The 22,338-nt window shown below is 71.3% G+C and carries 16 protein-coding genes; 7 read left to right on the forward strand and 9 right to left on the reverse strand.

The features are described 5' to 3' along the window. The first annotated feature begins 210 nt into the window (after nt 1-210). Nucleotides 211-2,562, forward strand: a complete 2,352-nt coding sequence (locus tag AB0I21_RS50245; RefSeq protein ID WP_360572030.1) for a UvrD-helicase domain-containing protein — start codon at nt 211-213, stop codon at nt 2,560-2,562. Beyond that, a complete protein-coding gene (locus tag AB0I21_RS50250; protein ID WP_360572032.1) occupies nt 2,559-4,184 on the forward strand; it encodes an MDR family MFS transporter in 1,626 nt (541 codons plus the stop codon). The genes AB0I21_RS50245 and AB0I21_RS50250 overlap by 4 nt, the downstream gene beginning before the upstream one ends. 59 nt (nt 4,185-4,243) lie before the next feature. Here AB0I21_RS50250 and AB0I21_RS50255 read toward each other — a convergent pair whose 3' ends face one another. From AB0I21_RS50255 to AB0I21_RS50270, 4 genes are read right to left on the reverse strand one after another with little or no spacing between them, the layout of a single operon-like run. Continuing rightward, the gene (locus tag AB0I21_RS50255; RefSeq protein ID WP_360572034.1) at nt 4,244-5,275 is read right to left on the reverse strand and encodes a GDP-mannose 4,6-dehydratase; all 1,032 of its coding nucleotides are present in this window, start codon (nt 5,273-5,275) and stop codon (nt 4,244-4,246) included. A gap of 16 nt (nt 5,276-5,291) precedes the next feature. Further along, on the reverse strand, nt 5,292-6,713 hold the full coding sequence (locus AB0I21_RS50260) for a glycosyltransferase (RefSeq protein WP_360572035.1): 1,422 nt from the start codon (nt 6,711-6,713) through the stop codon (nt 5,292-5,294). A gap of 1 nt (nt 6,714) precedes the next feature. After that, nucleotides 6,715-11,844 carry a beta-ketoacyl synthase N-terminal-like domain-containing protein gene (locus tag AB0I21_RS50265; protein WP_360572037.1) on the reverse strand — a complete coding sequence of 1,710 codons (5,130 nt, stop codon included), beginning with the start codon at nt 11,842-11,844 and terminating at the stop codon, nt 6,715-6,717. Further along, on the reverse strand, nt 11,844-12,875 hold the full coding sequence (locus AB0I21_RS50270) for a ketoacyl-ACP synthase III family protein (RefSeq protein WP_360572039.1): 1,032 nt from the start codon (nt 12,873-12,875) through the stop codon (nt 11,844-11,846). Before AB0I21_RS50270 ends, AB0I21_RS50265 begins: the two co-directional genes overlap by 1 nt. A gap of 182 nt (nt 12,876-13,057) precedes the next feature. On the opposite strand from AB0I21_RS50270, the gene AB0I21_RS50275 reads away from it, so the two are divergent. After that, nucleotides 13,058-13,804, forward strand: a complete 747-nt coding sequence (locus AB0I21_RS50275; RefSeq protein WP_360572041.1) for an alpha/beta fold hydrolase — start codon at nt 13,058-13,060, stop codon at nt 13,802-13,804. Nucleotides 13,805-13,809: 5 nt separating this feature from the next. Here AB0I21_RS50275 and AB0I21_RS50280 read toward each other — a convergent pair whose 3' ends face one another. Both AB0I21_RS50280 and AB0I21_RS50285 read right to left on the reverse strand, forming a co-directional pair. Further along, nucleotides 13,810-14,787: a transketolase C-terminal domain-containing protein gene (locus AB0I21_RS50280; RefSeq protein WP_360572043.1), complete on the reverse strand. Its 978-nt coding sequence runs from the start codon at nt 14,785-14,787 to the stop codon at nt 13,810-13,812. Next, nucleotides 14,784-15,845: a thiamine pyrophosphate-dependent enzyme gene (locus AB0I21_RS50285; RefSeq protein ID WP_360572045.1), complete on the reverse strand. Its 1,062-nt coding sequence runs from the start codon at nt 15,843-15,845 to the stop codon at nt 14,784-14,786. The genes AB0I21_RS50280 and AB0I21_RS50285 overlap by 4 nt, the downstream gene beginning before the upstream one ends. A 433-nt stretch (nt 15,846-16,278) precedes the next feature. Here AB0I21_RS50285 and AB0I21_RS50290 point away from each other — a divergent pair, with 433 nt between their 5' ends. The 4 genes from AB0I21_RS50290 to AB0I21_RS50305 are packed head-to-tail and all read left to right on the forward strand — an operon-like array spanning nt 16,279 to nt 21,020. Continuing rightward, nucleotides 16,279-17,277 (forward strand): GDP-mannose 4,6-dehydratase, encoded by a 999-nt coding sequence (locus tag AB0I21_RS50290; RefSeq protein WP_360572047.1) that lies wholly within the window; start codon nt 16,279-16,281, stop codon nt 17,275-17,277. A gap of 44 nt (nt 17,278-17,321) precedes the next feature. Then, on the forward strand, nt 17,322-18,530 hold the full coding sequence (locus AB0I21_RS50295; protein WP_360572049.1) for a class I SAM-dependent methyltransferase: 1,209 nt from the start codon (nt 17,322-17,324) through the stop codon (nt 18,528-18,530). 25 nt (nt 18,531-18,555) lie between these two features. After that, entirely contained in the window at nt 18,556-19,572 is a 1,017-nt protein-coding gene (locus AB0I21_RS50300; RefSeq protein WP_360572051.1) for a GDP-mannose 4,6-dehydratase, read from the forward strand. A 50-nt stretch (nt 19,573-19,622) separates the two neighbouring features. Then, a complete protein-coding gene (locus tag AB0I21_RS50305) occupies nt 19,623-21,020 on the forward strand; it encodes a glycosyltransferase (protein WP_360572052.1) in 1,398 nt (465 codons plus the stop codon). 43 nt (nt 21,021-21,063) lie between these two features. On the opposite strand, the gene AB0I21_RS50310 is transcribed toward AB0I21_RS50305, so the two are convergent. From AB0I21_RS50310 to AB0I21_RS50320, 3 genes are read right to left on the reverse strand one after another with little or no spacing between them, the layout of a single operon-like run. After that, nucleotides 21,064-21,219, reverse strand: coding sequence for a hypothetical protein (locus AB0I21_RS50310; RefSeq protein ID WP_360572054.1), 156 nt, complete (start codon nt 21,217-21,219; stop codon nt 21,064-21,066). Nucleotides 21,220-21,245: 26 nt separating this feature from the next. Then, nucleotides 21,246-21,575 carry a hypothetical protein gene (locus tag AB0I21_RS50315; protein ID WP_360572056.1) on the reverse strand — a complete coding sequence of 110 codons (330 nt, stop codon included), beginning with the start codon at nt 21,573-21,575 and terminating at the stop codon, nt 21,246-21,248. Nucleotides 21,576-21,580: 5 nt separating this feature from the next. Next, nucleotides 21,581-22,045: a hypothetical protein gene (locus AB0I21_RS50320; protein WP_360572058.1), complete on the reverse strand. Its 465-nt coding sequence runs from the start codon at nt 22,043-22,045 to the stop codon at nt 21,581-21,583. Nucleotides 22,046-22,338: the final 293 nt, after the last annotated feature.

The following is a 22,338-nucleotide window of genomic DNA, read 5'->3' on the forward strand; positions in this document are numbered from 1 at the left end:
CCGGGGCGGCCGGTATTTCGAATGCGAAAGAATTGCGTTTTCCCATACTGATTTTCATCCGCCGTCGGCGAGCAGCCGGAAATCACCCGGACGATGTCATCACGCAGGATTCGCGGCGCACAGCAGGCGCCAGGCAGGACAAGAGCCGGACAGCACGCTATCATCATTCGGACGGTGCAAATAATCCGCTCTCTATTAGAATAGCATGGGGTGGCGCTGTTGTCAAGAGTTTCCTCGGAAGCCTCTACCGCTTTCGCCAACGACACGCTGGAGGACGAGCGCCGCTATGTCGCGATGCTCTACCGCAACGTCGACACGCTGCGCGACGTCGCCGCGCAGCGCCTGGCCCGGACCCAGCTGCACAGCGCGAGCAACCCGTCGGCCCGCGCCGAACGCGACGCCTCCGCCACGATGTACCGCGAGCGCATCCGGCAGCTCGAGGGCGTCGACGAGCGGCTCTGCTTCGGCCGGCTCGACCTGGACGACGGTGAGACCCGCTACGTCGGCCGGGTGGGGCTGGTCGACGAGGAGGACCAGTCCTCGTTGCTCATGGACTGGCGGGCACCCGCCGCACGCCCGTACTACCTGGCCAACGCGATCACCCGAGAAGGTGTGCGCCGGCGCCGGCAGCTGCAGATGAAGGGCCGCACGGTCCTCGACTACGACGACGAGTTTCTCGACGTCGACGCCGCGCCGGCGGACAGCGCGACCTCGCTGACCAACGAGGCCGCGCTGATGGCCGCGCTCACCGCCGACCGCACCGGCCAGATGCGCGACATCGTCGCCACCATCCAGGGCGAACAGGACGAGATCATCCGGGCCGACATCAACGGCGTCCTCGTCGTCCAGGGCGGCCCCGGCACGGGCAAGACGGCGGTCGCGCTGCACCGGGTGGCCTACCTGCTCTACGCGCACCGCGACCGGCTGGAGAAACGCGGTGCGATGATCCTCGGCCCGAACGCGACGTTCCTGCGCTACATCAGCCAGGTGCTGCCGTCGCTGGGCGAGACCGGTGCGCTGCTGTGCACGGTGGGCGACCTCTACCCGGGCGTCGTCGCCACCGGCAGTGAGCCGGACGACGTCGCGGAGATCAAGGGGCGCGCCTCGATGGTGCAGGTCATGGCGAACGCCGTCTACGACCGTCAGGAGACCCCGCCGGTCAAGGAGGTGCGCTTCGAGGGCGACCGGCTGCGGCTCACCCAGAAGATCACGGCCAACGCCAAGCGCCTGGCGCGCGACACGCTGCGCCCGCACAACGAGGCCCGACCGTACTTCGTCCGCGAGATCATCGAGGCGCTGACCAACCAGGTCGCCGCCAACATCGGGCGCAACCTGCTCGTGGACGACGACATCGAGCAGATCCGGTTCGACCTCACCAGGTCCCCGGAGGTGCACCAGGCGCTGCGCGAGCTCTGGCCGATCCTCACGCCGGAGCAGCTGCTGGCCGACCTGTACGCCTCACCGGAACGCATCGAGGCGGCCACCCCGGATCTCGCCGCGGCCGAGCGGGAGCTGCTGCTGCGCGACCCGAAGGCGCCGTGGACCCCGGGCGACGTGCCGCTGCTCGACGAGGCCGCGGAGCTGCTCGGCTGGGACGACCGGGCCGAACGGGCCCGGGAGGCCGCGCAGTGGGACGCCGACCTGGAATACGCGCAGGGCGTCCTGCAGATCCTCAACTACGACGAGGACGAGATCGACGAGGAGGTGCTCCAGGCCACCGACGTGATCGACGCGTCGACGCTGGCCGACCGGCACGACGACGACGGTTACCTGTCCGTCTCCGAACGGGCCGCCGCCGACCGCACCTGGGCGTTCGGGCACATCGTGGTCGACGAGGCGCAGGAGCTGTCCCCGATGGTGTGGCGGCTGCTCATGCGCCGCAGCCCGAGCCGCTCGATGACCGTCGTCGGCGACGTCGCACAGACCAGCGACCCCAGCGGCACCACGACGTGGGGCGACGTCTTCGCCCCGTACGTCGCGGACCGGTGGCGGCTGACCGAGCTGACCGTCAACTACCGGACGCCGGCCGAGGTCATGGCCGTCGCCGCCGACGTGCTGGCCGCGATCAGCCCCGGCCTCACCCCGCCACGCTCGGCCCGGACGTCCGGCATCACCCCGTGGTGCGCCCGGGTCGACGCCTACGTCGACGCCGCGCCGGAGGCGGTGCACGCGGAAACCACGGCGGTCGGCGGCGGCCAAGTGGCCGTGATCGCGCCGACCGAGCTGGTGCACCCGCTCGGCGCCGCCATCAGGGACCGCACGACGGCGGAGGTGGTCGTCGGCGACGGCATCTCGCTCGGCGCGGGCATCGTGGTGCTCGACGCGCGCCAGGCCAAGGGCCTCGAGTTCGACTCGGTGCTCGTCGTCGACCCTGCCGGCATCGTCAACGAGTCCCGGCGCGGCCTCAGCGACCTCTACGTCGCCCTGACCCGCACCACCAAACGGCTCGGCGTGCTGCACCGCGGCGACCTGCCGGCCGAGCTGCGGCGGCTGAGCCCCCGCGACACCACGCAACCTACCGCTGCGACGGAGCACGACCGAGCCGACGAAGGAGCGCGATGAACACCGGGCCGGAATCCCCCACCGCGCCGCAGACGCAGGCCGCCCCGGCCAAGGGCGTCATCATGACCGTGTACGGGCTGCTGCTGGGCATGTTCGTGGCGGTCCTCGCGCCGACCGTGGTCACGGTGGCGCTGCCGGGCATCGTGACCGAGCTCGGCGGCTCGCAGTCGGCGTACACCTGGATCGTCACGGCGGAGCTGCTCGCCATGACCGTCTCGGTCCCGCTGTGGGGCAAGTTCGCCGACCTCTACGACAAGAAGTGGCTGCTGCAGGCCTCGCTGGCGCTGTTCGTGCTCGGGTCGCTCGTCGCGGGCTTCGCCGGCTCGATCGGCATGCTCATCGTGAGCCGGGTCGCGCAGGGCATCGGCGCCGGCGGCCTCACCGCGATGGTGCCCGTCGTGATGGCGGTGATCGTCCCGCCGCGGGAACGCGGCAAGTACATGGGCCTGTTCGGCGCCGTCTTCACCGTCGGCACCATCCTCGGCCCACCGCTGGGCGGCGCCCTGGCCGAGGTGCCCGGCATCGGATGGCGGCTGTGCTTCTTCTTCGGCGCGCCCTTCGCGGTGCTGTCCATGGTCGTGCTGCAACGGACCTTCCACCTGCCGGCGATGCGCCGCGAGGTGCACATCGACTACCTCGGCGCCGCGCTCATCGTCATCGCCGCCAGCGCCCTGCTCATCTGGTGCTCGCTGGCCGGCGACGCCTTCGCCTGGCGCTCGGCGTGGACCGCCGTGCTGGTCACCGGCGGCGTGGTGGCCCTGGCGCTGGCGGTCCTGGTCGAGACCCGCAGCCCCGAGCCCGTGCTGCCGCTGAGCCTGTTCCGCAACCGGACGGTCGCCCTCACCACCCTCGCCAGCCTGCTCGTCGGCATCATGATGTTCGGCGGCTCCGTCTTCGTCCCGCCGTACCTCCAGCTGGCCCAGGGGCTGTCGCCCGGCGAGACCGGCCTGCTGAGCCTGCCGATGGCGCTGGGCATCGTCGCCGCGTCCACCGTCGCCGGGCGCTTCATCACCGCCACCGGCCGGTGGAAGGCGGTCCTGGTGACCGGCGGCATCCTGGCATGCGTCGGCACGGGCATGCTCGCCCTGGTCGACGAGGGCTCGGGCCTCGTGTGGTTCACCGCGGCCATCACCCTGCTCGGCCTCGGCGTCGGCGCGCTGATGCAGAACCTGGTCCTGATCGCGCAGAGCTCCGTCGACATGCGGCAGCTCGGGGTGGCGACGTCGACGTTGTCGTTCTTCCGGAGCCTCGGCGGCTCGGTCGGGGTCACCGTCCTCGGCGCCGTGTTCGCCCGTCGCGTCCAGGCAGTCATCGGCTCCCCCGCGGCGGACAGCGCCGGCGGCGGCGACGCCGGCGGGACGATCCCGGACCTCGGCGACCTGCCGGAGCCGGTCCGGGCCGTCGTCGAGCAGGCGTACGCGATCGCGACCGGCGACATCTTCGCCGTCACCGTGCCGGTCGCCGTGCTGATCCTGGTGACGGTGGCGCTGCTCAAGAACCGCCCGCTGGTGTCACACTTCGGCGCACCGCCGGGGCCGCAGCGTCCGGGCGGACCCGGCGAGAGCCCCGCTGCGCCGGGCGCTGCCGTGCCCGGGCCGCAGCACCGACCGTCCGAGGGCTGACGCGGTACACACGGCAACGGCCGGCCCTTCACGGGCCGGCCGTTGCCGTCGGGTGCTGCTCACCATTCGAAGTGCGCGGAGTACTCGTCGTACTTCTGGGCGCGGGTGAGGTGGGCCAGGTCCGCCTCGACCATCATCGTCATCAGCTCCTCGAACTTCAGCCGCGGCTGCCAGCCGAGGTCCTCGCGGGCCCGGGTCGGGTCGGCGCACAGCGTCTCGACCTCCGCCGGGCGCACGAACTCCTCGTCGACCACCACGTACTGCGACCAGTCCAGGTCGACGGCGCCGAAGGCGATGCGGACCGCGTCGCGGACCGAGTGCATGATGCCGGTGCCGACCACGTAGTCGCGCGGCTCCTCCTGCTGCAGCATCAGGTGCATGGCGCTCACGTAGTCGCCGGCGAAGCCCCAGTCGCGGCGGGCGTCGAGATTGCCGAGCTTGAGCTCGTTCGCCAGACCCAGCTTGATCTTCGCGACGGTGTGCGAGATCTTCCGGGTGACGAACTCCAGCCCGCGGCGCGGCGACTCGTGGTTGAACAGGATGCCCGAGACGGCGTACATCCCGAAGGACTCCCGGTAGTTGCGGGTGATGAAGTGCCCGTAGGCCTTGGCGACGCCGTACGGACTCCTCGGATGGAACACGGTGGTCTCGGACTGGGGCGTCTCGACGACCTTGCCGAACATCTCCGACGAGGACGCCTGGTAGAAGCGGACCTGGCGGGACGCCGCGCTCGACGACGAGCCGACGCCCGAGACGACCCGCAGCGCCTCCAGCACGCGCAGCACGCCGAGACCGGTGACCTCACCGGTCAGCTCGGCCTGCTGCCAGGACAGCGGCACGTAGGAGATCGCGCCCAGGTTGTAGACCTCGTCGGGCTGGACCCGGTCGATGGCGGCGATCAGGCTGCTCTGGTCGAGCAGGTCCCCCTCCACGAACCGCAGGTCGTGCACCAGGCGGCTGACCCGCGACAGGCGCGGATTCGCCTGGCCTCGGACCAGGCCCCACACCTCGTACCCCAGTTCCAGCAGATGCTCGGCCAGGTAGGACCCATCCTGGCCGGTGATGCCGGTGATCAATGCTCGGCGCGACACGGCTCCTCCTGTGTGGTCAGCTCGACATGGTTCGGTCTGCGGATGCGGCGCCGACCGCCGGGCCGAGCAGGCCCAGTCGGCGCTGGACGATGTCGGCCGCGGCGGTGCTGCCGCCGGCGGCGCGCAGCTCGGCGGCCCAGTGCTCGGCTCGTTGCCGGTATGCGGGCTCCGTGGCCAGCCGGGTGATCTTGTTGACGATGTCGTCGACGTCCGGCCTGTCGACGTTGCGCACCACGAGCCCGGCGCCGCTGTCCGCGGCGCGGGCCGCGAAGTCGTTGCAGTCCATCCAGAATGGCATCACCAGCAGCGGTTTGCCGTACGCCAGACCCTCGTGGAACGCGTTGCCGCCGCCGTGGTTGAAGAACACCCGCACGTTCGGGTGCGCCAGCACGGCCAGCTGGGACGGCAGCCACGCCTCGACCCGCAGGTTCGCGGGCAGGTCGGCGGGCAGCATCCGCTGCCGGGTCTCGTCGAGTTTCCACAGCACGTGGTGCCGGGGTCCCAGCCGCCGGGCCACCTCGACCAGCGCGGCCACCTGACCCGCCGAGGGGCGCATGAACGTCCCGAAGCCGATGTAGACGATCGACGGGTGCGCGTCCAGCCACGCGTCCAGCGACGGGTCCGCGGTGACGTCGTCGGCGTCGCCGGGCAGCACCGCGCCGACCATGTGGAGGTTCGGCGTCTCGGCCGGGAACGGATACTCCAGGCCGAACACCGAACAGCCGAGCACGTCGGCCGCGGCACGGGCGTAGTGCGACGGGATGCCCGCCGCGTTCGGCAGTCCCTCGGCCTTGCGGCGCTGCAGCGCGGCCAGGGCCGGCCGCAGTCGCCGGGGACTGGCCATGACCGCCCGGACGCCGAGGCGGTAGCGCACGTTGTCGACCCGCTGCACGGCGGACATGCGCGCCGGCAGGCCCGACCCCGGGGTCGGGTAGCCCCACGGCAGCAGGTCGACGTAGAAGCTGCTGACCGGCACCGCGATCGTCAACACGTACGGGATGCCCCGCTGCATGGCGGCGTCGATGGCCCAGCCGGTGCACGAGTCGGCCACGATCAGGTCCGGTCGGACCTCGTCGATGGCGGCCAGCATCCGGCGGTACAGCTCCTCGGTGTACTCGTGGTCGACGTTGGTGTCCATGAACGCCGCGAAGTCACGTACCCGCCGGCCGGTGGTCATCGCCCGCAGCGTCGCCTGGTCCCAGTTGGCCGGCCACAGGTGCGGCCGGTACCGGCCGAGCGACACGAACCGCACGGGTCCGGCGCCGCCCGCTCCCCCGCCGATCCGGCGGATCTCGTCCGCCCGTTCGTCCGTGCAGGCGAACCAGAGGTCCGCGTCGCGGCGCACCAGCTCCTGCACGATCGCCAGCAGGGGATTGATCAGGCCCGCGCTGGGCAGGCTGGCGAACAGCAGCCGCCCCCGGTTGCCGATGTCGTCCACGTCAGGCTCCCTTCGCCAGGATCTCGTCGTCGTCGGCCACGGTGCGGGTGGCGAGCAGCAGCTCGGTGATGAACGCCGCGATCGCGGTGACCGTCGGCTGCTGCCAGAGCAGCGTCGTGGGCAGGTCGTGACCGAAGCGCTGCTGCAGCCGCCGGCGGACGACCACCGTCATGACCGAGTCCATGCCCTGCTCGACGAGGGGCCGCCGGCGGTCGAGCTCGCCGGCCGACAGGCGCATCTCGCCGGCGATGAGCCGGTCGGCCTCGTCGGCGACGATGCGGCGCAGCTCGTCCGGCGGCACGCTGTCCAGCTGCACGGAGCCGGGGCCGCCCGCGTCGGCCGCGCCGGCGTCGGCGGTGGCCTCCTCGACCGTCAGGGCCGCGAGCAGCGGCGGCCGTGGGGCGTCCTCGGCCGTCGGGCTCACGACCGCGTACACGCCGGGGGCCTGGCCGAGCGCGTGCCCGGCCGCCTCGAACAGCAGGCCCGCGTCCACCGCCGCGGTGCCGGGCAGGTCGCCGGCCGGCCAGCTGATGCTCCACGTCCCCCGGCAGCCGCTGGCCACCCGATGCGCGGTGAGCGAGTCGGCGTACGAGGCGACGGCCGCGCTCGGGTCGCCGGGCCCGGGCGACACCCGCGCCTCCAGCGGCACCGCGAAGAGCATCAGGTCCAGCGCCTGCGGCGGATACGTGGCGTGCAGCCAGTCGATGACCGCGAGCGAGTCCCGAGCGTCCCGACCGGGCGCGTACACCACGCCCCGTACCGGCGGCAGGTCCCACACCGCGGGGACGAGGCCGCCGTCGCGGGTCCACGCGGCCACGTCGGCTGCGCCGGTGAAGACCGCGACGCCGCGCGCTTCCAGTGCCCGGACGGTGGCGATCTCCGGGCGCAGGTCCCCGGCGGAGTCCCACTCCGACCGCGGCGGAAGCGCCTCGGCGTCGAGCAGGACCAGGCGGCCTGCGCCGAGCCCGGCCAGCCAGTGCGCGGCGGCGGCCCCGGCCGGTGTGAAGGCGCCGACGACGGCATACGTGCTGTCGGCGCGCACCGGGGGCGGTGCGCCGGCGTCGCCGAGGTCCACCCGGGTGAGCCGCGGCACCGCCGGCCCGTCCGCGTCGAGCGCCACCACGTCCTCGTCCGCGGCCCGGTCCAGCGCCGCCAGCAACGCCTCCGCGGCCGACCCGTCCCACGACGGTCCGAGGTCGACGGTGCCCACGCGCAACCCGGGATGCCCCGCCCGCAGCGCACGGACCAGGCCCCACAGGGTCGCCTGCCGCGTGTGCGCGGAGTGGCTGCTGTCGCGGACGCCGGAGGTGAGGCACCACAGCCGGGGGCGGCGCTCCTGCGGCAGCCGGCAGACGGCGTCGGCCACGGCGTCGAGCTGTTCCTGCGCGCGTCGGGTGGCGACGCTCACCGGGCGGACGTGGTCGACCGGGCTCACGAGGATTTCCGCCGACTCGTCGAGGTGGGCGGACAGGTCGCCGAGGCCCGCGGCGTCGTGCACCGCGTGACACGTGACGCCGGCCGAGGCGAGCCCGCCGGCCAGCCCCGCCAGCGCGGGGCCGACCAGGACGACCGTGCGGGCCGCCGGGCGTTCGGCGGCGGTGTCCGGCGCCCGCCAGACGGTCGTGTGCAGCGCCCTCCGCGCGTCCGTCGCCGGGGTGCTCCCGCCGAGCTCGGTGTAGCGCAGGCCGTCGACCCGCGCGATGCGCCGACCGGCCGCGTCGGCGACGACCGCGTGGGTGATGCCGAGGCGCTCGTCGGCGAGCACGACGGTGACCGTCACGGTGTCCGGTGCGTCGCCGCCGACCGCGATCAGGTCCGCGTCGACGGCCATGCGCAGCAGCGGGGGTCCGGGGAACACCGCCGGGGCGATGGACATGACCGCGTCGAAGGCGACCGCCCAGCTTTCGGCGCCGGTACGGCCGTGCGGGGCCTTCACCTCCGCCACGAGCACGGCAGTGCCGCGCCGCAGCCGCTCCACCGTCCACTCGAAGCCGGTGGCCGGCACGCCCACCGACGCCAGGCGCTCGCGGATCAGGCCCGGGTCGGCGAACTCGGCGGCGTCACCGGTGCCCGCGGGGATCGGGCCGCCGGTCACGTCGACGTCGGCGCGGATCTCGGCCTGGGCGTTGATCAGCCACGTGTCGCCGCCCGGTGACCTCGACGCCAGCCGCAGCGCGCCGCCGTCCCGGACCACCTGGATCTCCCGGTAGTCGTTGGTGATCAGCGGCTGGCGCATCACCAGCCTGTCGAGGTGCGCGGGCCGCCCGTCGGCGCCGGCCGCCATGAAGGTGCTCACCAGCACCGAGGCGGGGACGATCTCCACGCCGTTGAGCGCGTGGCTGCCCGGGTACGGCCGGTTGCCGTCGTCGAGCCCGGTGCGCCAGACCACGATCGGGCTGCCCGCGATCCGCTGCCTGGTGCCCAGCAGGGTGTAGCTGTCGACGTCGTGGCCGCGTTGCCGGGTCTGCGTCCCGTCGCTGGTCTCGCGCCACAGCCGCCGCCGCTGCCAGGCGGTGCCGGGCAGGTCGGTCAGGGAGCCGCCGGGCTGCAGGCTCGACCAGTCGACGTCGATGCCGGCGCAGTGCGCCGCCGCGACCGCCGCGAGGTAGGTCCGCAGCTCCGGTCGGTTGCGGCGCAACGAGATCCCGGCGAACGCCTCGTCCATGCCCTGCTCGGCCAGCGTCTCGCCGACCGAGTGCGCGATCAGCGGATGCGCGGACACCTCGAGGAAGGCGCCGAAGCCGTCCTCGGCGGCCGCGGCGACCGCGGCCGCGAGCCGGACCGGCTGGCGCAGGTTGGTCGCCCAGTAGCGGCCGTCGCCGGGCGGGACGGCACGCGGGTCGGGCAGCGCCGTCGAGTACATCGGGATGGCCGGCCGGGCGGGTCGCAGCCCGGCGCACAGCTGCGTCAGCTCCTCGAGGAGCGGGTCCATGTGCGGGCTGTGGAAGGCGATGCGCGCCGAGACCCGGCGGGCCTGGATCCCCTCGCCCGGCCAGGTGTCCAGCACGTCCTGCACCGCGGGCAGGTCACCGGCGAGCACCGTGGACACCGGCGACGCGGCGATCGCCGGCGACAGGTCGGTCCGCCCCGCGAGCCGCTGCGCGGCCTGGTCGAACGGCAGCGAGACCATCACCATGTCGCCCTTGCCCTCGGCCCGGGTGAGCAGCCGCGAGCGCCAGCACGACACCCGGGCGCCGTCCTCGAGGCTCAGCAGGCCGCAGGTCACGGCGGCGGCGACCTCGCCCATCGAGTGGCCGATGACCGCGCCGGGGACGACGCCGCGACTGCGCCACATGGCCGCCAGGCCCACCTGCATCGCGAAGATCATCGGCTGGATGCGGTCGACGGTCTCGAAGATGCCGCTGTGGATCAGCTCGCGGGCGGTGAACCCGCTCTCGGCGGCGAACACCGGGTCGAGGACGTCGATGACCTTCGCGAACTCGGGTTCGGTCGCCAGCAGTTCCCGGCCCATGCCGCTCCAGTGCGAGCCGTGGCCCGAGAACACCCAGACGAGTCCCCGGCCCTGACCCGACCGGACGACGTCGGTGACGACCTCCTTCGCGGGACGGTCCTCGGCCAGCAGGCGCAGGCCGGTGACCAGCTCCTCGCGGCCGCCGGCGACGATGCCGGCCCGGTGCGGCTGGTGCGACCGGTGCCGGGCCAGCGTGCCGCCGACCGCGGCGAGCGGGACCTCCGGCCGGCTGCTGACGTGATCGGCCAGCTCGGCCGCGGCCTGACGCAGCGCCGCGCCGCTCACGGCCGACAGCGGATAGAGCCGCACCTCGTCGTCGTCCTGGCGGTCCGGTTCGGCGGTGGTCTGCGGTGCCTGCTCCATGACGATGTGCGCGACCGTGCCGCCGTAGCCGAAGCCGGAGACACCGGCCCGGCGTGGATGCGGCCGGCGCGGCCACTGCTGGGCCGACGCCGCCAGCCGCAGCCCCGAGTCCGCCCACGGGATCTCCGGGTTGAGCTCGGTGTGCAGCAGGCTGGCCGGTACGACCGCGTGCTGCAGGGCCAGCGTGGCCTTGATGACGCTGGCCACGCCCGCGGCGCCTTCCAGGTGACCGATGTTGGACTTCACCGAGCCGACCAGGCAGGGCTCGTCGGCGGCCCGCCCGGCGCCGTAGACGGCGCTGATCGCGCCGGCCTCCATCGGGTCGCCGAGGCGCGTGCCGGTGCCGTGCGCCTCGACGTAGTCGACGGTGGCCGGGTCGATGCCGGCCTGTGCGCAGGCGCGGACCATGACGTGCTCCTGCGCCGCCCCGCACGGGGCCATGATGCCGTTGGTGTGGCCGTCCTGGTTCACGGCGCTGCCCCGGATCACCGCGAGCACCCGGTCGCCGTCGTGTTCGGCGTCGCGGAGCAGCTTGAGCACGACGACGCCGCACCCCTCGCCGCGGCCGTATCCGTCCGCGCCGGCGTCGAACGGCTTCGAGCGGCCGTCGGGCGCGAGGGCGCCGGCAGCGCCCAGGGTCAGCGACTGTCCCGGCGAGGCGATCAGGTTGACGCCGGCCGCGATCGCCACGGTGCTCTCCGCGAGGCGCAGGCTCTGGCAGGCGAGATGCACGGCCACGAGCGAGGCGGAGCAGGCCGTGTCCACCGCGATGCTGGGGCCCCGCAGGTCCAGCACGTGCGAGATCCGGTTGGCGGTGCCGCAGCTGGCCGCGCCGATGCCGGTCCACGCCTCGATGCCGGGCAGGTCCTCGAGCAGCCGGCTGCCGTAGTCGCCGCTGCACAGGCCGACGAACACGCCGGCGTCGGTCCCGGCCAGGGTCCGCGGCACGATGCCGGCGTGCTCCAGCGCCTCCCAGGTGACCTCGAGCAGGATGCGCTGCTGGGGGTCCATGAGCTCGGCCTCGCGCGGCGTGATGCCGAAGAACTCGGTGTCGAACTCCTCGATGCCGGTGATGAAGTTGCCGCGCGCGATGGCCCGCCGCATGGCGGAGGTGAACTCCGCGCCGTGAGCGGCATACGGCGCCCACCGCTCCCAGGGGACGTCGCCGACGGTGCTGCGTTGCTCGCCGAGCAGGTCCCAGAACTGTTCCGGCCCGTGCACGTCGCCGGGCAGGCGGCAGCCGAGGCCGACAACGGCGACCGGTTCGGCCGTCGGAAGGTCGGTTGCGTTGGTCATCAGGCACTCTCCGGCGTACCGAGGATTTTGATCACGGCGCAGGCCAGGTTGATCCCCGGCCCGGTGCCGAGCAGCAGCATGTGCTGGCCCGGCCGCAGCTGCCCCGTGTCCACGAAGTGTTTGAGCGACAGAACGTGGTCGCTGGCCCCGCAGTGGCCGATGGTGCGGCCGTAGTCCCATGACGACCTGGCCATCGGCAGGCCGAGCGGCGCCATGCACCGCTGTTCCACGACCTCGCGGGAGTAGTTCATGAACGCCACCCGGTCCAGGTCGGACAGCGCGAGGCCGCACTCGGCGACCGTGTCCGCCACCGTGCTGATCATGAGCTCCTGCGCCCTGGCGAGCGCGGCCATCCCTGCGCTGCGGGCCATCACCTGCTGCTGGAAGCGGCCGGCGAAGCTCAGCGACCGGCCGACGGTGGCGGTCGGCGGGAACAGTGGCTCGCCGCCGCGGTGGAGCTCCTCCGCCTCGGGCACGGTCACCGACGACACCGCGAGCAGCTGGGCGTAGCCGGGGTCCTTGGTGAGCACGACAGCGGAGCCGGCATCGCCGGCCACGGTGCCCGGGTTCATCCGCCAGCGGTCCATCATCGGTGTGCCGTAGTTGTCCGCGGCGACCAGCAGGGCGTGGCGGCGGTCCTCATCGGCGCGCAGGTGGCTGACCGCGAGCATCATGGCGCTGAACATGCCGTTACACCCCTGGCGGATCTCCACCGCGGGGACCTCGCCCCCGGTCAGGTGCCGTTGCAGGTATGCGTGCGGCAGCCACCCGTCCGGCCCTTGGTGCCAGGTGCTGGCATAGATCATCAGACTCAGCTCGTTCGCCGGGCGGCCGAACTGCTTGACCGCCTGCTGGGCGGCCCGCAGGGCCATCTCCGGCGCCGGCAGGTCACCGGCGACCGCGGCGCCCCCGAGCTGGTGGATCTCCACGTCCTCCGCCGGGTAGAGACCGTCGTCGACCGCCTCCTGCACGGTCACCGTCGGCGGCAGGAAAGCGCCTATCCCGCCGATATAAACGTCTGGCGTGCGCACGAATACGCCTCCTCGGGCAAATGCAATTCGACGGGAAGATGCCGCTGTGAGGAAACGTACGAGCAACTCCGATCGGCGCAACACCCCTAAGCCCGCGAACCACACGCCTTCTAGGGGTGGCGACCGCCGCGCGGAGTGGATAGGAATGTACGGAAACAAAAGCCGAGCGGAAAGCGTGCCTTATGACCGAGGAAGAGCGTCTCTGGATTCGTCGGTTCCATCAGTCTCCCGAAGCGCGGATCCGGCTTTTCTGCCTGCCGCACGCCGGCGGCTCGGCCAGCTACTACTTCCCGATGTCGCGGGAGCTGACGCCGACCGTGGAGGTGCTGGCGGTGCAGTACCCCGGCCGGCAGGACCGCCGGTTCGAGGCCGGCGTCGACGATCTGCACAAGCTGGCCGACCTCGTCTTCGAGGCGATCCGCGGCCTGACCGACCGGCCCGTCGCGTTCTTCGGGCACAGCATGGGAGCGGCGCTGGCGTTCGAGGTCACCCTGCGGCTGGAGGCGAAGCTCGGCATCAGCCCGCGGCACATCATCGTCTCCGGACGGCGGGCGCCGTCGACGTTCCGCCTCGAACAGGTGCACCTGCGCGACGACAACGGCATCGTGGCGGAGCTGCGCGACCTGAGCGGCACCACCGACGACATGCTCGGCGACGCCGAGATCCTGCACATGATCCTGCCCGCCATCCGCACCGACTACCGGGCGATCGAGACGTACCGGGGCCGGCCCGACGACGTGGTCCGGGCACCGATCACCGTGCTCACCGGCGACACCGACCCGCGGGTGTCGCTCGCCGAGGCCCACCAGTGGCGCTCGCACACCACCGGCCCCTCGGAGGTGCTGGTCTTCTCCGGCGGGCACTTCTACCTCAACGACTGCCGCAACGACGTCAACGGCATCGTGGCCCGCATCCTCGCCGAGGCGTGAGCCGGTCAGTACGCCAATGACGCATCGACCGCCTCCAGGATGCGGTCGGCGTCCGGAAGATACCGCTCCTCCGCGCGCGCCGGCGGGTACGGGATGTTGTATCCGCCGACACGCAGCACCGGCGCCTCCATCTCCAGGTAGCAGTGCTCGGTGAGCAACGCCGAGAGCTCCGCGCCCAGGCCGAGCGTCGTCGGTGCCTCGTGCACGACGACCGCCCTGCGGGTCCGGCGGACCGACGACAGCACCGCCGGCAGGTCGAGCGGCGCCAGCGACCGCAGGTCGACCACCTCGACCGACCTGCCCTCCTCGTGGGCGATCTGCGCCGCGACGAGCGCGGGACGGACCATGGAGCCGTACGTGAGGACCGTGAGGTCGCGGCCGGCGCGGACCGTCCGGGCCGCGTGCAGCGCGGGAGCGGCGGCCAGCGGGGCGTCCTCGTCGACCTCGGCCTTGTCCCAGTACCGGCACTTCGGCTCGTAGAAGATCACCGGGTCGTCGCCGGTCACCGCCTGCTGGATCATCGTGTACCCGTCGGCCGGCGTGGCGCAGGTGACGACGCGCAGCCCGGCGGTGTGCACGAAGTACGCCTCGTTGGACTCGCTGTGGTGCTCCACCGCGCCGATCCCGCCGCTGCCCGGGATGCGGATCACCACCGGAAGCGCCAACCGGCCCGCGGACCGGGCCCGCATCTTGGCGAGCTGGCTGACGATCTGGTCGAACGCCGGGTAGACGAACCCGTCGAACTGGATCTCGCAGACCGGCCGGTATCCGCGCAGCGCCAGGCCGATGGCGGTGCCGACGATGCCCGACTCGGCAAGCGGCGTGTCCATCACCCGGTCCGCCCCGAACTCCTGCTGCAGGCCACTGGTCACCCGGAAGACGCCGCCGAGCCGACCGATGTCCTCCCCCATCACGACCACCCGCGGATCCCTGGTCATCGCCGCCCGCAGGCCCCGGTTCAACGCCTGCCCCAGCGTGATCATCGGTCGGCCCCGTCGGTGAAGCCCGCCTGGTAGGCGCTCATCGCCTCACGCTCCTGACGCAGCAGCGGCGGCTCCTGCGCGAAGGTGTGCCGGAACGTCTCCTCCAGCGTCGGGTCCGGCAGCGACAGGCACGCCGCCCGCGTCTCCTCGGCCAGCTTCCGCGCCTCGCGGTCCAGCTGCTCGAAGTGCTCCTCGTCGGCCCAGCCCTCGGCCCGCAGCAGGGTGGTCAGCCGGGCGACCGGGTCCCGCTCCCGCCACAGGTCGACCTCGGCCTCCGACCGGTAGATCCGCGGGTCGTCCGACGTGCTGTGCCCCGCGATGCGGTAGGTGAACGCCTCGATCAGGACGGGCGGGCCTCCCGCCCGCACCCGGTCGGCGGCCTGCGCGGTGACCGCGTGCACGGCCAGCACGTCGTTGCCGTCCACGAAGTACGTGTCCAGCCCGAAACCGGCGGCCCGCACGTGCACGGGGGTGCCCATCTGCTGCGCCGTACCGGTGGAGATGGCCCACTGGTTGTTCTGGCAGAAGAACACGATCGGCGCCCTGGCGACCACCGCCCAGTTCAGCGCCTCGTTGACGTCGCCCTGGCTGCTGGCGCCGTCGCCGAAGTAGGCGAGCACGACCTCCTGCGCGCCGTCGAGCCGGACCCCGACGGCGTAGCCCGTGGCGTGCAGCGCCTGCGCGCCGAGGACGAGGCTGTAGATGTGGAAGCGGTACCGGGCCGGGTCCCATCCGCTGTGGGCGACGCCCCGCCACTGCGCCAGGATCTCCGCGGGGCTGATGCCGCGGCACAGCGCCGCCGCATGCTCGCGGTAGCTGGGGAACACGTGGTCGTGCGCGGCGACCGCACGGATCGAGCCGACCTGCGCCGCCTCCTGGCCCAGCGCCATCAGCCACAGCCCGAGCTCGCCCTGCCGCTGCAGTGCGAGCGCCTCCTGGTCGAACCGACGGGCGAGGAACATGTCCCGATGCAGGTCCCGGCAGAGCGCCGGGGTGACGTCGAGGGGGAACCGAGGATCCGCCCGCAGTGTCCCGTCGGGCGCCAGCAGCTGGATCACATGCGCCTCACGTTTCTGGGTGAACGCCCATGGTCGCGGTACGCCGGTCGTCCCGGGGATGAACGACCGGCGTACCCGTGCCGCGGGTCGGGGCTCATGGCCTCGACCTCACGGCGGTGACGGCCCGCCGGCGATGACCGGCGACACGTCACCGGCGGCGGTCCGGGCTGTGACCGGAGCCGGCCGTCTCCACAGCGGGCCAGGGGTCGCCGAATGCGGCGACGGTGGAATGCGTGCAGGGAATGGATAGCCACAATGGCTTGCCGGAATGACGATACTGCGCGACCCGCCGCACAGAACCCCTAAAGAAGCCCTTATTCGGCCGCCGGCAAGCCTCGGCAAAATCATCGGCGCCAATTCCTCACAGCACCCCTAAGCGTCAAAATCATTTAGGGGTTCCGGTGGCCGCTGTTGCCCGATGAATATGGGCGACATGACCAGACGGGCGCTGATCACTGGCATTCGTGGCCAGGACGGCTCTTACCTCGCCGAACACCTGCTCGCCGAGGGCTACGACGTGTGGGGTCTGGTGCGCGGGGAGGAGGCGGCGCCCCGGATTCCGGTCGCCCCGCATTTGGAAGGGGCGGTGCGGCTGATCAGCGGCGACCTGCTCGACCAACGCAGTCTCATCGCCGCGATCGAGCAGTGCGAGCCCGACGAGGTCTACAACCTGGCAGCGATTTCCTACGTGCCGCAGTCCTGGCGACAACCCGAGGCCACGGCCGAGGTGACCGGGGTCGGCGTGGTGCGGATCCTTGAGGCGATCCGCACGGTCTCCGGCGTCCGGGAGTCGCAGCCGGGCCGGGGCGGGCAGATCCGCTTCTACCAGGCGTCCTCGTCGGCGATGTACGGCAACGCGCGGGAGACGCCGCAGAACGAGCTGACGCCCTTGCACCCGCACAGTCCGTACGGCGTCGCCAAGGCGTACGGCCACTACATGACGAAGAGCTACCGCGAGTCGTACGGCATGCACGCGATGTCCGGCATCATGTTCAACCACGAGTCGCCGCGGCGAGGCCGGCAGTTCGTGACCCGCAAGGTCTCCGTGGGCGTGGCCCGGATCAAGCTCGGCCAGGCGACCGAGCTGCGGATCGGCAACCTGGACGCGCAGGTGGACTGGGGTTTCGCCGGCGACTTCGCCCGTGCGATGCACCTCATGGTCAGCCAGCACACCGCCGACGACTACGTCATCGGCACGGGCCGCCTGAACAGCGTCCGGCAGCTGGTGGAGCTCGCATTCTCCTACGTGGGCCTGCAATGGCGCCGCCACGTGCGCGTCGACCCGCAGCTGGTGCGCCCGGCCGACGTGGTGGTGCTGCGCGCCGACTACGGGAAGGCGGCGATGCGGTTGGGCTGGCATCCGTCGACGCCCTTCGAGGACGTGGTGGCGCAGATGCTGGAGAGCGACATGCGGCTGTTGTCGATCGCATGAACGCCAGGTCTGAGAAATCCATACCGGTCGGAAGGGTCAACCAGATGCACTGTCAGATCTGCTCCAGCAACGAGCTCATACACGTCACGTCCCTCGGGCATCACGCCCTGCCGGACGTCTTCGTGGCGCCGCAGGAGGCGGCCGAGCCGTTCACCGTCTACCCCCTGGACCTCTACGTCTGCGGCCGATGCTGGCTGGCCCAGATCGGCCACGCCGTCGACCCGGCCCTGCTCTTCCGGGACTTCGTCTACACGACGGAGTCGAACCCGGCCTCGCGGCCGCACTTCCAGCGGCTGGTCGACTCCCTCGTCGAGCGTTTCCAGCTCGGCACGGAGGACCTCGCGGTCGATCTCGCCAGCAACGACGGGACGCTGCTGGAGCAGTACGCCGGGCGGGTGCGGGTGCTCGGCGTGGACCCGTCGTCGACCACCGGCCTGGCGATCGCCAAGGGACTGCCCACCATCGTCGACTTCTTCACCGAGGCCACCGCCGAGAAGATCCTGGCCACCTACCAGCCGGCCAAGGTGATCACCACCATGAACGCGTTCGCGCACATCAAGGAGCTCGATGCGTTCATGAGTGGTGTCGTGACGCTGCTGGCCGAGGACGGCGTCTTCGTGACCGAGTCCCATCATCTGCAGAACGTCATCACCAAGATGCACTACGACCTCATTCACCACGAGCATCTGCGGTTCTACTCGTTGCAGCCGCTGACGGTGCTGTTCGCCCGCTACGGACTGGAGGTCTTCGACGTCGAGGAGACCGCGACCCAGGGTGGATCCATCCTCGTCTACGCGGGCCGTACCGGGGTCCGGCCGGTCTCCGCGAACGTCCCGCGGCTGCTCGAACAGGAAACGGCCGCCGGCCTGTACTCGATCGACACCTACCAGGCGTGGACGGCCCGGCTGATGCAGTCGAAGCAGCGGCTCATGTCCCTGCTGTACGGCCTCAAAGCGCAAGGAGCGACGATCGCCGGGATCGGCGCGTCCGCCAAGGGAAACACCATCCTCAACTACTGCGGCATCCGGCCGGACGTGCTCGACTACATCACCGACGGCTCCGAGCTGAAGCAGGGCAAGCTCGCCCCCGGCTCGCTGATCCCCGTGACCGCCGATCAGGAACTGCTCGACCGGCAACCGGACTATGCGCTCGTGCTGACCTCCAACCTGAAGGACATCATCATTCGAAAACTGACGGAAAAGGGATACCAGGGCAAGTTCATCGTTGCCGGCGAAGTGCCTTCTGTCGAATAACGACGACAGGCCTGAAGGGATTATCATGAAGAGGGCTCTGATCACCGGGGTCGCCGGGCAGGACGGCAGTTACCTGTCGGAGCTGCTGCTCTCCCAGGGCTACGAGGTCTGGGGCATCGTTCGCCGCAGCTCCGTGCCGGAGCACCAGAGCTCCAGGATCGGCTCGCTCGGTGAGCAGCTGCATCTGGAGTATGGGGACCTGCTGGACAGCTCGTCGCTGGAGCGCTGCATGCGGCTGGCAGCACCGGACGAGATCTACAACCTCGCCTCCCAGAGTCACGTCCGGATCAGCTTCGACATCCCGCAGTTCACGGTCCAGGCCAACGCCATGGGCCTGCTGAACCTGCTCGAGGTGTACCGGAAGGTCGCTCCGGAGGCGCGTTTCTACCAGGCAAGCTCATCGGAAATGTTCGGCAACTCGGTGGACCCGGACGGTTTCCAGCGCGAGACGACGCCCATGAATCCCGTCAGCCCGTACGGATGCTCCAAGCTGTTCGGCTACAGCATGGTTCGCAACTACCGCAACAGCTTCAAGCTGTTCGCGGTGAACGGGATCCTGTTCAACCACGAGAGCCCGCGGCGGGGGTCCAACTTCGTCACCAACAAGGTGGTGAAGACGGCCGTCCAGATCAAGCACAAGCTCGCCAAGCGCCTGGTGCTGGGCAATCTCGACTCGTTTCGGGACTGGGGCCACTCGAAGGACTACGTGCGCGGCATGCACATGATCATCAACCACGACCAGCCGGGCGACTACGTCATCGCCACGGGCCACACGCACTCCATCCGCGAGCTCTGCGAGTACGTCTTCACCAGGCTCGGCATGGACTACCGCGAGTACGTCGTGCAGGACGCCAAGTTCATGCGACCCGAGGAGCTCACCTACCTGCGCGGCGACTCCTCCGTCTTCCGCAAGACGTTCGGCTGGGAGCCGGAGTACACCTTCGAGGCCCTGCTGGACGAGATGATCGAGCATTGGGAGGCGGTCGTCGAGGGGCGCGACGAGGCGCGGCTGGCCGGCCTGCGGTCGGCGCTGCCGATGTAGCGGTCGAGGAGCGGCCGGCGCGGTTCACCTGACGGAGTGGGAGAAGCCTGATGAACGTTCTACCTGACGGGTCACCCGATCGGGTTCCCCGCGTCCTGCTGGCGTCGCTACCCAGTACCGGACTGATCAAGCCGCTGCTGGAGATCGCGCGGGCGCTCAACGAGCGCGGCGCCGCCGAGCTGTGGTTCGCCTCCACCGAGGAAGGCCGCGGCGACATCGAGCGGATACCGGGGCAGCACCCGGTCCGCTTCGTGTCGCTGGGCCAGTACAAGCCCGAGCTGGACCCGAGCCGATGGGACGACGCGACGCTGGCGTCGATGAGCTCCCGGAGGCTGCTGCGCAACCTCGCGGCCTTCCTCGACAAGAACATCGACCACGAGTACACCGCGCAGCAGTACGACCGGGCCCTGCACGAGTTCGCCCGGGTCCAGCCGGACGTCGCCGTCATCGACCTGTGCACCCCGTGGGCGATCGACGCCGCCGCCACCCTCGGCGTGCCGTATGTGCTGAGCGTGCCGGTGCCGATCAGCGGCGTGTACCTGGACCGGCTGCCGTGGAGCTTCCCCACCCCGTTCTCCGGACTCCCGCTGCGGATGACCCGCCGCCAGCGGCTCACGAACGTGCTCTTCCGGCTGGGGGCGATGGCGGTGTACGCCCGGCCGCGCAACCTTCTGCCGATGATCGCGGCGACCCGTCGGCGGCGCAGCGCCGGCATCGCCAACCCCACGGCGGTGCCCTCCCGGTATGCGGATGCTGCCGCCGCCGTCCTGACGTTCTCCGTGTTCGGGCTCGAGTACCCGTTCGCGGCAGCCCCGGCCCATCTGCACATGGTGGGCACCCTGGTCCAGGAGGCCGACACGAACGGGTCCGGGGACGCCGGGATCGACGCCTGGCTCGAATCGTTCACCTCCGTCGTCTACGTCGGTTTCGGCACGGTCATGCGCCCGACGCGCGAGTTGGTGGCCGCCGTCGTGGCGACCTGCGCCCGCCTCGGCCCGGACGTCGGGGTGCTGTGGAAGGTGTCCCGAACGGCCGGCGTGGCCCTTCCCGACCCACTTCCCGACAACCTCAAGGTCGTGAGCTGGGTGCCGTCGCAGCTGGGCCTGCTGGCGCACCCCCGGGTCCGGGTGTTCTTCGGCCACGGCGGGGGCAACGCCGTCAACGAGGGCCTGGTGTTCGGCAAGCCGCAGCTGATCCTGCCGTTCTGGATGGACTGCCACGACCTGGCGGCGCGCATCGTCGAGGCCGGCGTCGGCCTGGCGGTCTCCGACATCGACGTGGACCAGATCGTCGCCAAGCTGCGCCGGCTGCTCGACGAGGACGGCTTCAGGCAGCGGGCGGTGCAGCTGGGCCGCTCGCTGCAGGACGCCGGCGGGGTGGCCCGAGCCGCGGACGTGGTGCTGGCCTGCGCGCCGAGCCCTCGAGCGGTAGCGCCGCTGCAACAGTGAGGGTGGTCGCCGACCTGCTTCAGCCACCGATGCGCGCCGTCGCTCAGGTGCTGAACAAGTCGTCCGACAGGTCGGCTGCCCCGCGCAGGTCGGGATCCTCGAACCATCTGCCGCTCAGTCCGAGCGCCACATCCCACTGCACCAACGCGCCGGCGCGCATCGCGGCGGCCAGCCCGGCGACGACGTGTTCGTGGGGCATGTGCCGATGCAGTAGCAGGATCTCGATCAGTGCGCCGGTGCCGGCGGCGTCGCCGTGGGCTCTGCGGACGGCTTCCCACCAGGCGTCGTGGACCGGGGTGAACTTGCCTGCGGCGCTGCGCCCTGCAGGCCTGGCTGGCAGTACCATGCCTCGGCACCGAAATGCGATCGGAACGCTGTCCATCGGGCGGTCTCGACGCGTTGCTGGGCGAACCCGAGGACGATCTTGCCTGTGGGAACGCCTCCGAGCGTGGTGAACGCGTGGACGTGGCCCTCCAGGAACGCATCCTGGCCACCGGAGATGAAGATCCGATGGACGGCCTTGCCCAAGAACGAGAGCCGGAACGCGAACAGCATGCAGGTCACCTGTTCGCCGCGCAGGTTGACCGCGACCTCCCCGAAATCGACCTCCGCCCCGACGCCCGGCCGGTGCGTCTGCGGCACAGCACCTCGACCGGGCCCAGCCCGGCCTCGGCGCGGATCTTCGGTTTGCGGTCCGCGACGTAGGCGCGGACCACCGCGGAGGACACGTCGAGCATGCAATGGTCGTCGACCAGCCGGTCGTAGATCCGTTTCACGGTATGCCGCTGCTTGCGCGGCGCGTTCAGATCCCCGCGCAGGATGCCGTCGATGACCGGTTTGAACTCATCGAGCTTCGACGGCCGCGGCGGGAGCGGCTTGCGCGGCTCGGGCCACGCCGACAGCAGCGCCGAACGCACCGTGCGCCGGCTGACCCAATGCTGGCGAGCCAACGCCCGCACGGACATGCCAGCCCGCGAGTCCCGTCGGATCGCCGCGAACGGGTCAACCTTCGACATCGCCGCCATCGGCAGGCTCCCGTCCAGACCAGCCGATGCTCCCACCAGCAACGGTGGGCCCGAAACTCACGAACATCGAACCACCCGAACGAGGTGATCCCCAAACTGGCCGACAAACCGCAGGTCACCCGCAGCGGAACGGCGTCCGCACACGACCGCCCCGGAGCTGCGTTGAGTGGCGGGTACCAGGTCTCAGACGGCTACCGGATCTGCCGAGATGAGTGCGCCTCTGTCCGGTGCGGGCGACAGCGCTCAGCCGCTTCCTCCCAAGGCCGCCGGCTCATGGCATCATCCTCAGGCGG

It is taken from the genome of Dactylosporangium sp. NPDC050588, from assembly GCF_040654975.1.
GTDB classification, from domain to species: domain Bacteria; phylum Actinomycetota; class Actinomycetes; order Mycobacteriales; family Micromonosporaceae; genus Dactylosporangium; species Dactylosporangium maewongense.

Coding starts and splice junctions, on each gene's coding strand:
- AB0I21_RS50250 (WP_360572032.1), top strand. CDS start 2,559: ATGAACACCGGGCCGGAATCCCCCACCGCGCCGCAGACGCAGGCCGCC.
- AB0I21_RS50265 (WP_360572037.1), bottom strand. CDS start 11,844: ATGACCAACGCAACCGACCTTCCGACGGCCGAACCGGTCGCCGTTGTC.
- AB0I21_RS50275 (WP_360572041.1), top strand. CDS start 13,058: ATGACCGAGGAAGAGCGTCTCTGGATTCGTCGGTTCCATCAGTCTCCC.
- AB0I21_RS50280 (WP_360572043.1), bottom strand. CDS start 14,787: ATGATCACGCTGGGGCAGGCGTTGAACCGGGGCCTGCGGGCGGCGATG.
- AB0I21_RS50290 (WP_360572047.1), top strand. CDS start 16,279: ATGACCAGACGGGCGCTGATCACTGGCATTCGTGGCCAGGACGGCTCT.
- AB0I21_RS50295 (WP_360572049.1), top strand. CDS start 17,322: ATGCACTGTCAGATCTGCTCCAGCAACGAGCTCATACACGTCACGTCC.
- AB0I21_RS50300 (WP_360572051.1), top strand. CDS start 18,556: ATGAAGAGGGCTCTGATCACCGGGGTCGCCGGGCAGGACGGCAGTTAC.
- AB0I21_RS50305 (WP_360572052.1), top strand. CDS start 19,623: ATGAACGTTCTACCTGACGGGTCACCCGATCGGGTTCCCCGCGTCCTG.
- AB0I21_RS50310 (WP_360572054.1), bottom strand. CDS start 21,219: ATGCCCCACGAACACGTCGTCGCCGGGCTGGCCGCCGCGATGCGCGCC.
- AB0I21_RS50315 (WP_360572056.1), bottom strand. CDS start 21,575: ATGCTGTTCGCGTTCCGGCTCTCGTTCTTGGGCAAGGCCGTCCATCGG.
- AB0I21_RS50320 (WP_360572058.1), bottom strand. CDS start 22,045: ATGGCGGCGATGTCGAAGGTTGACCCGTTCGCGGCGATCCGACGGGAC.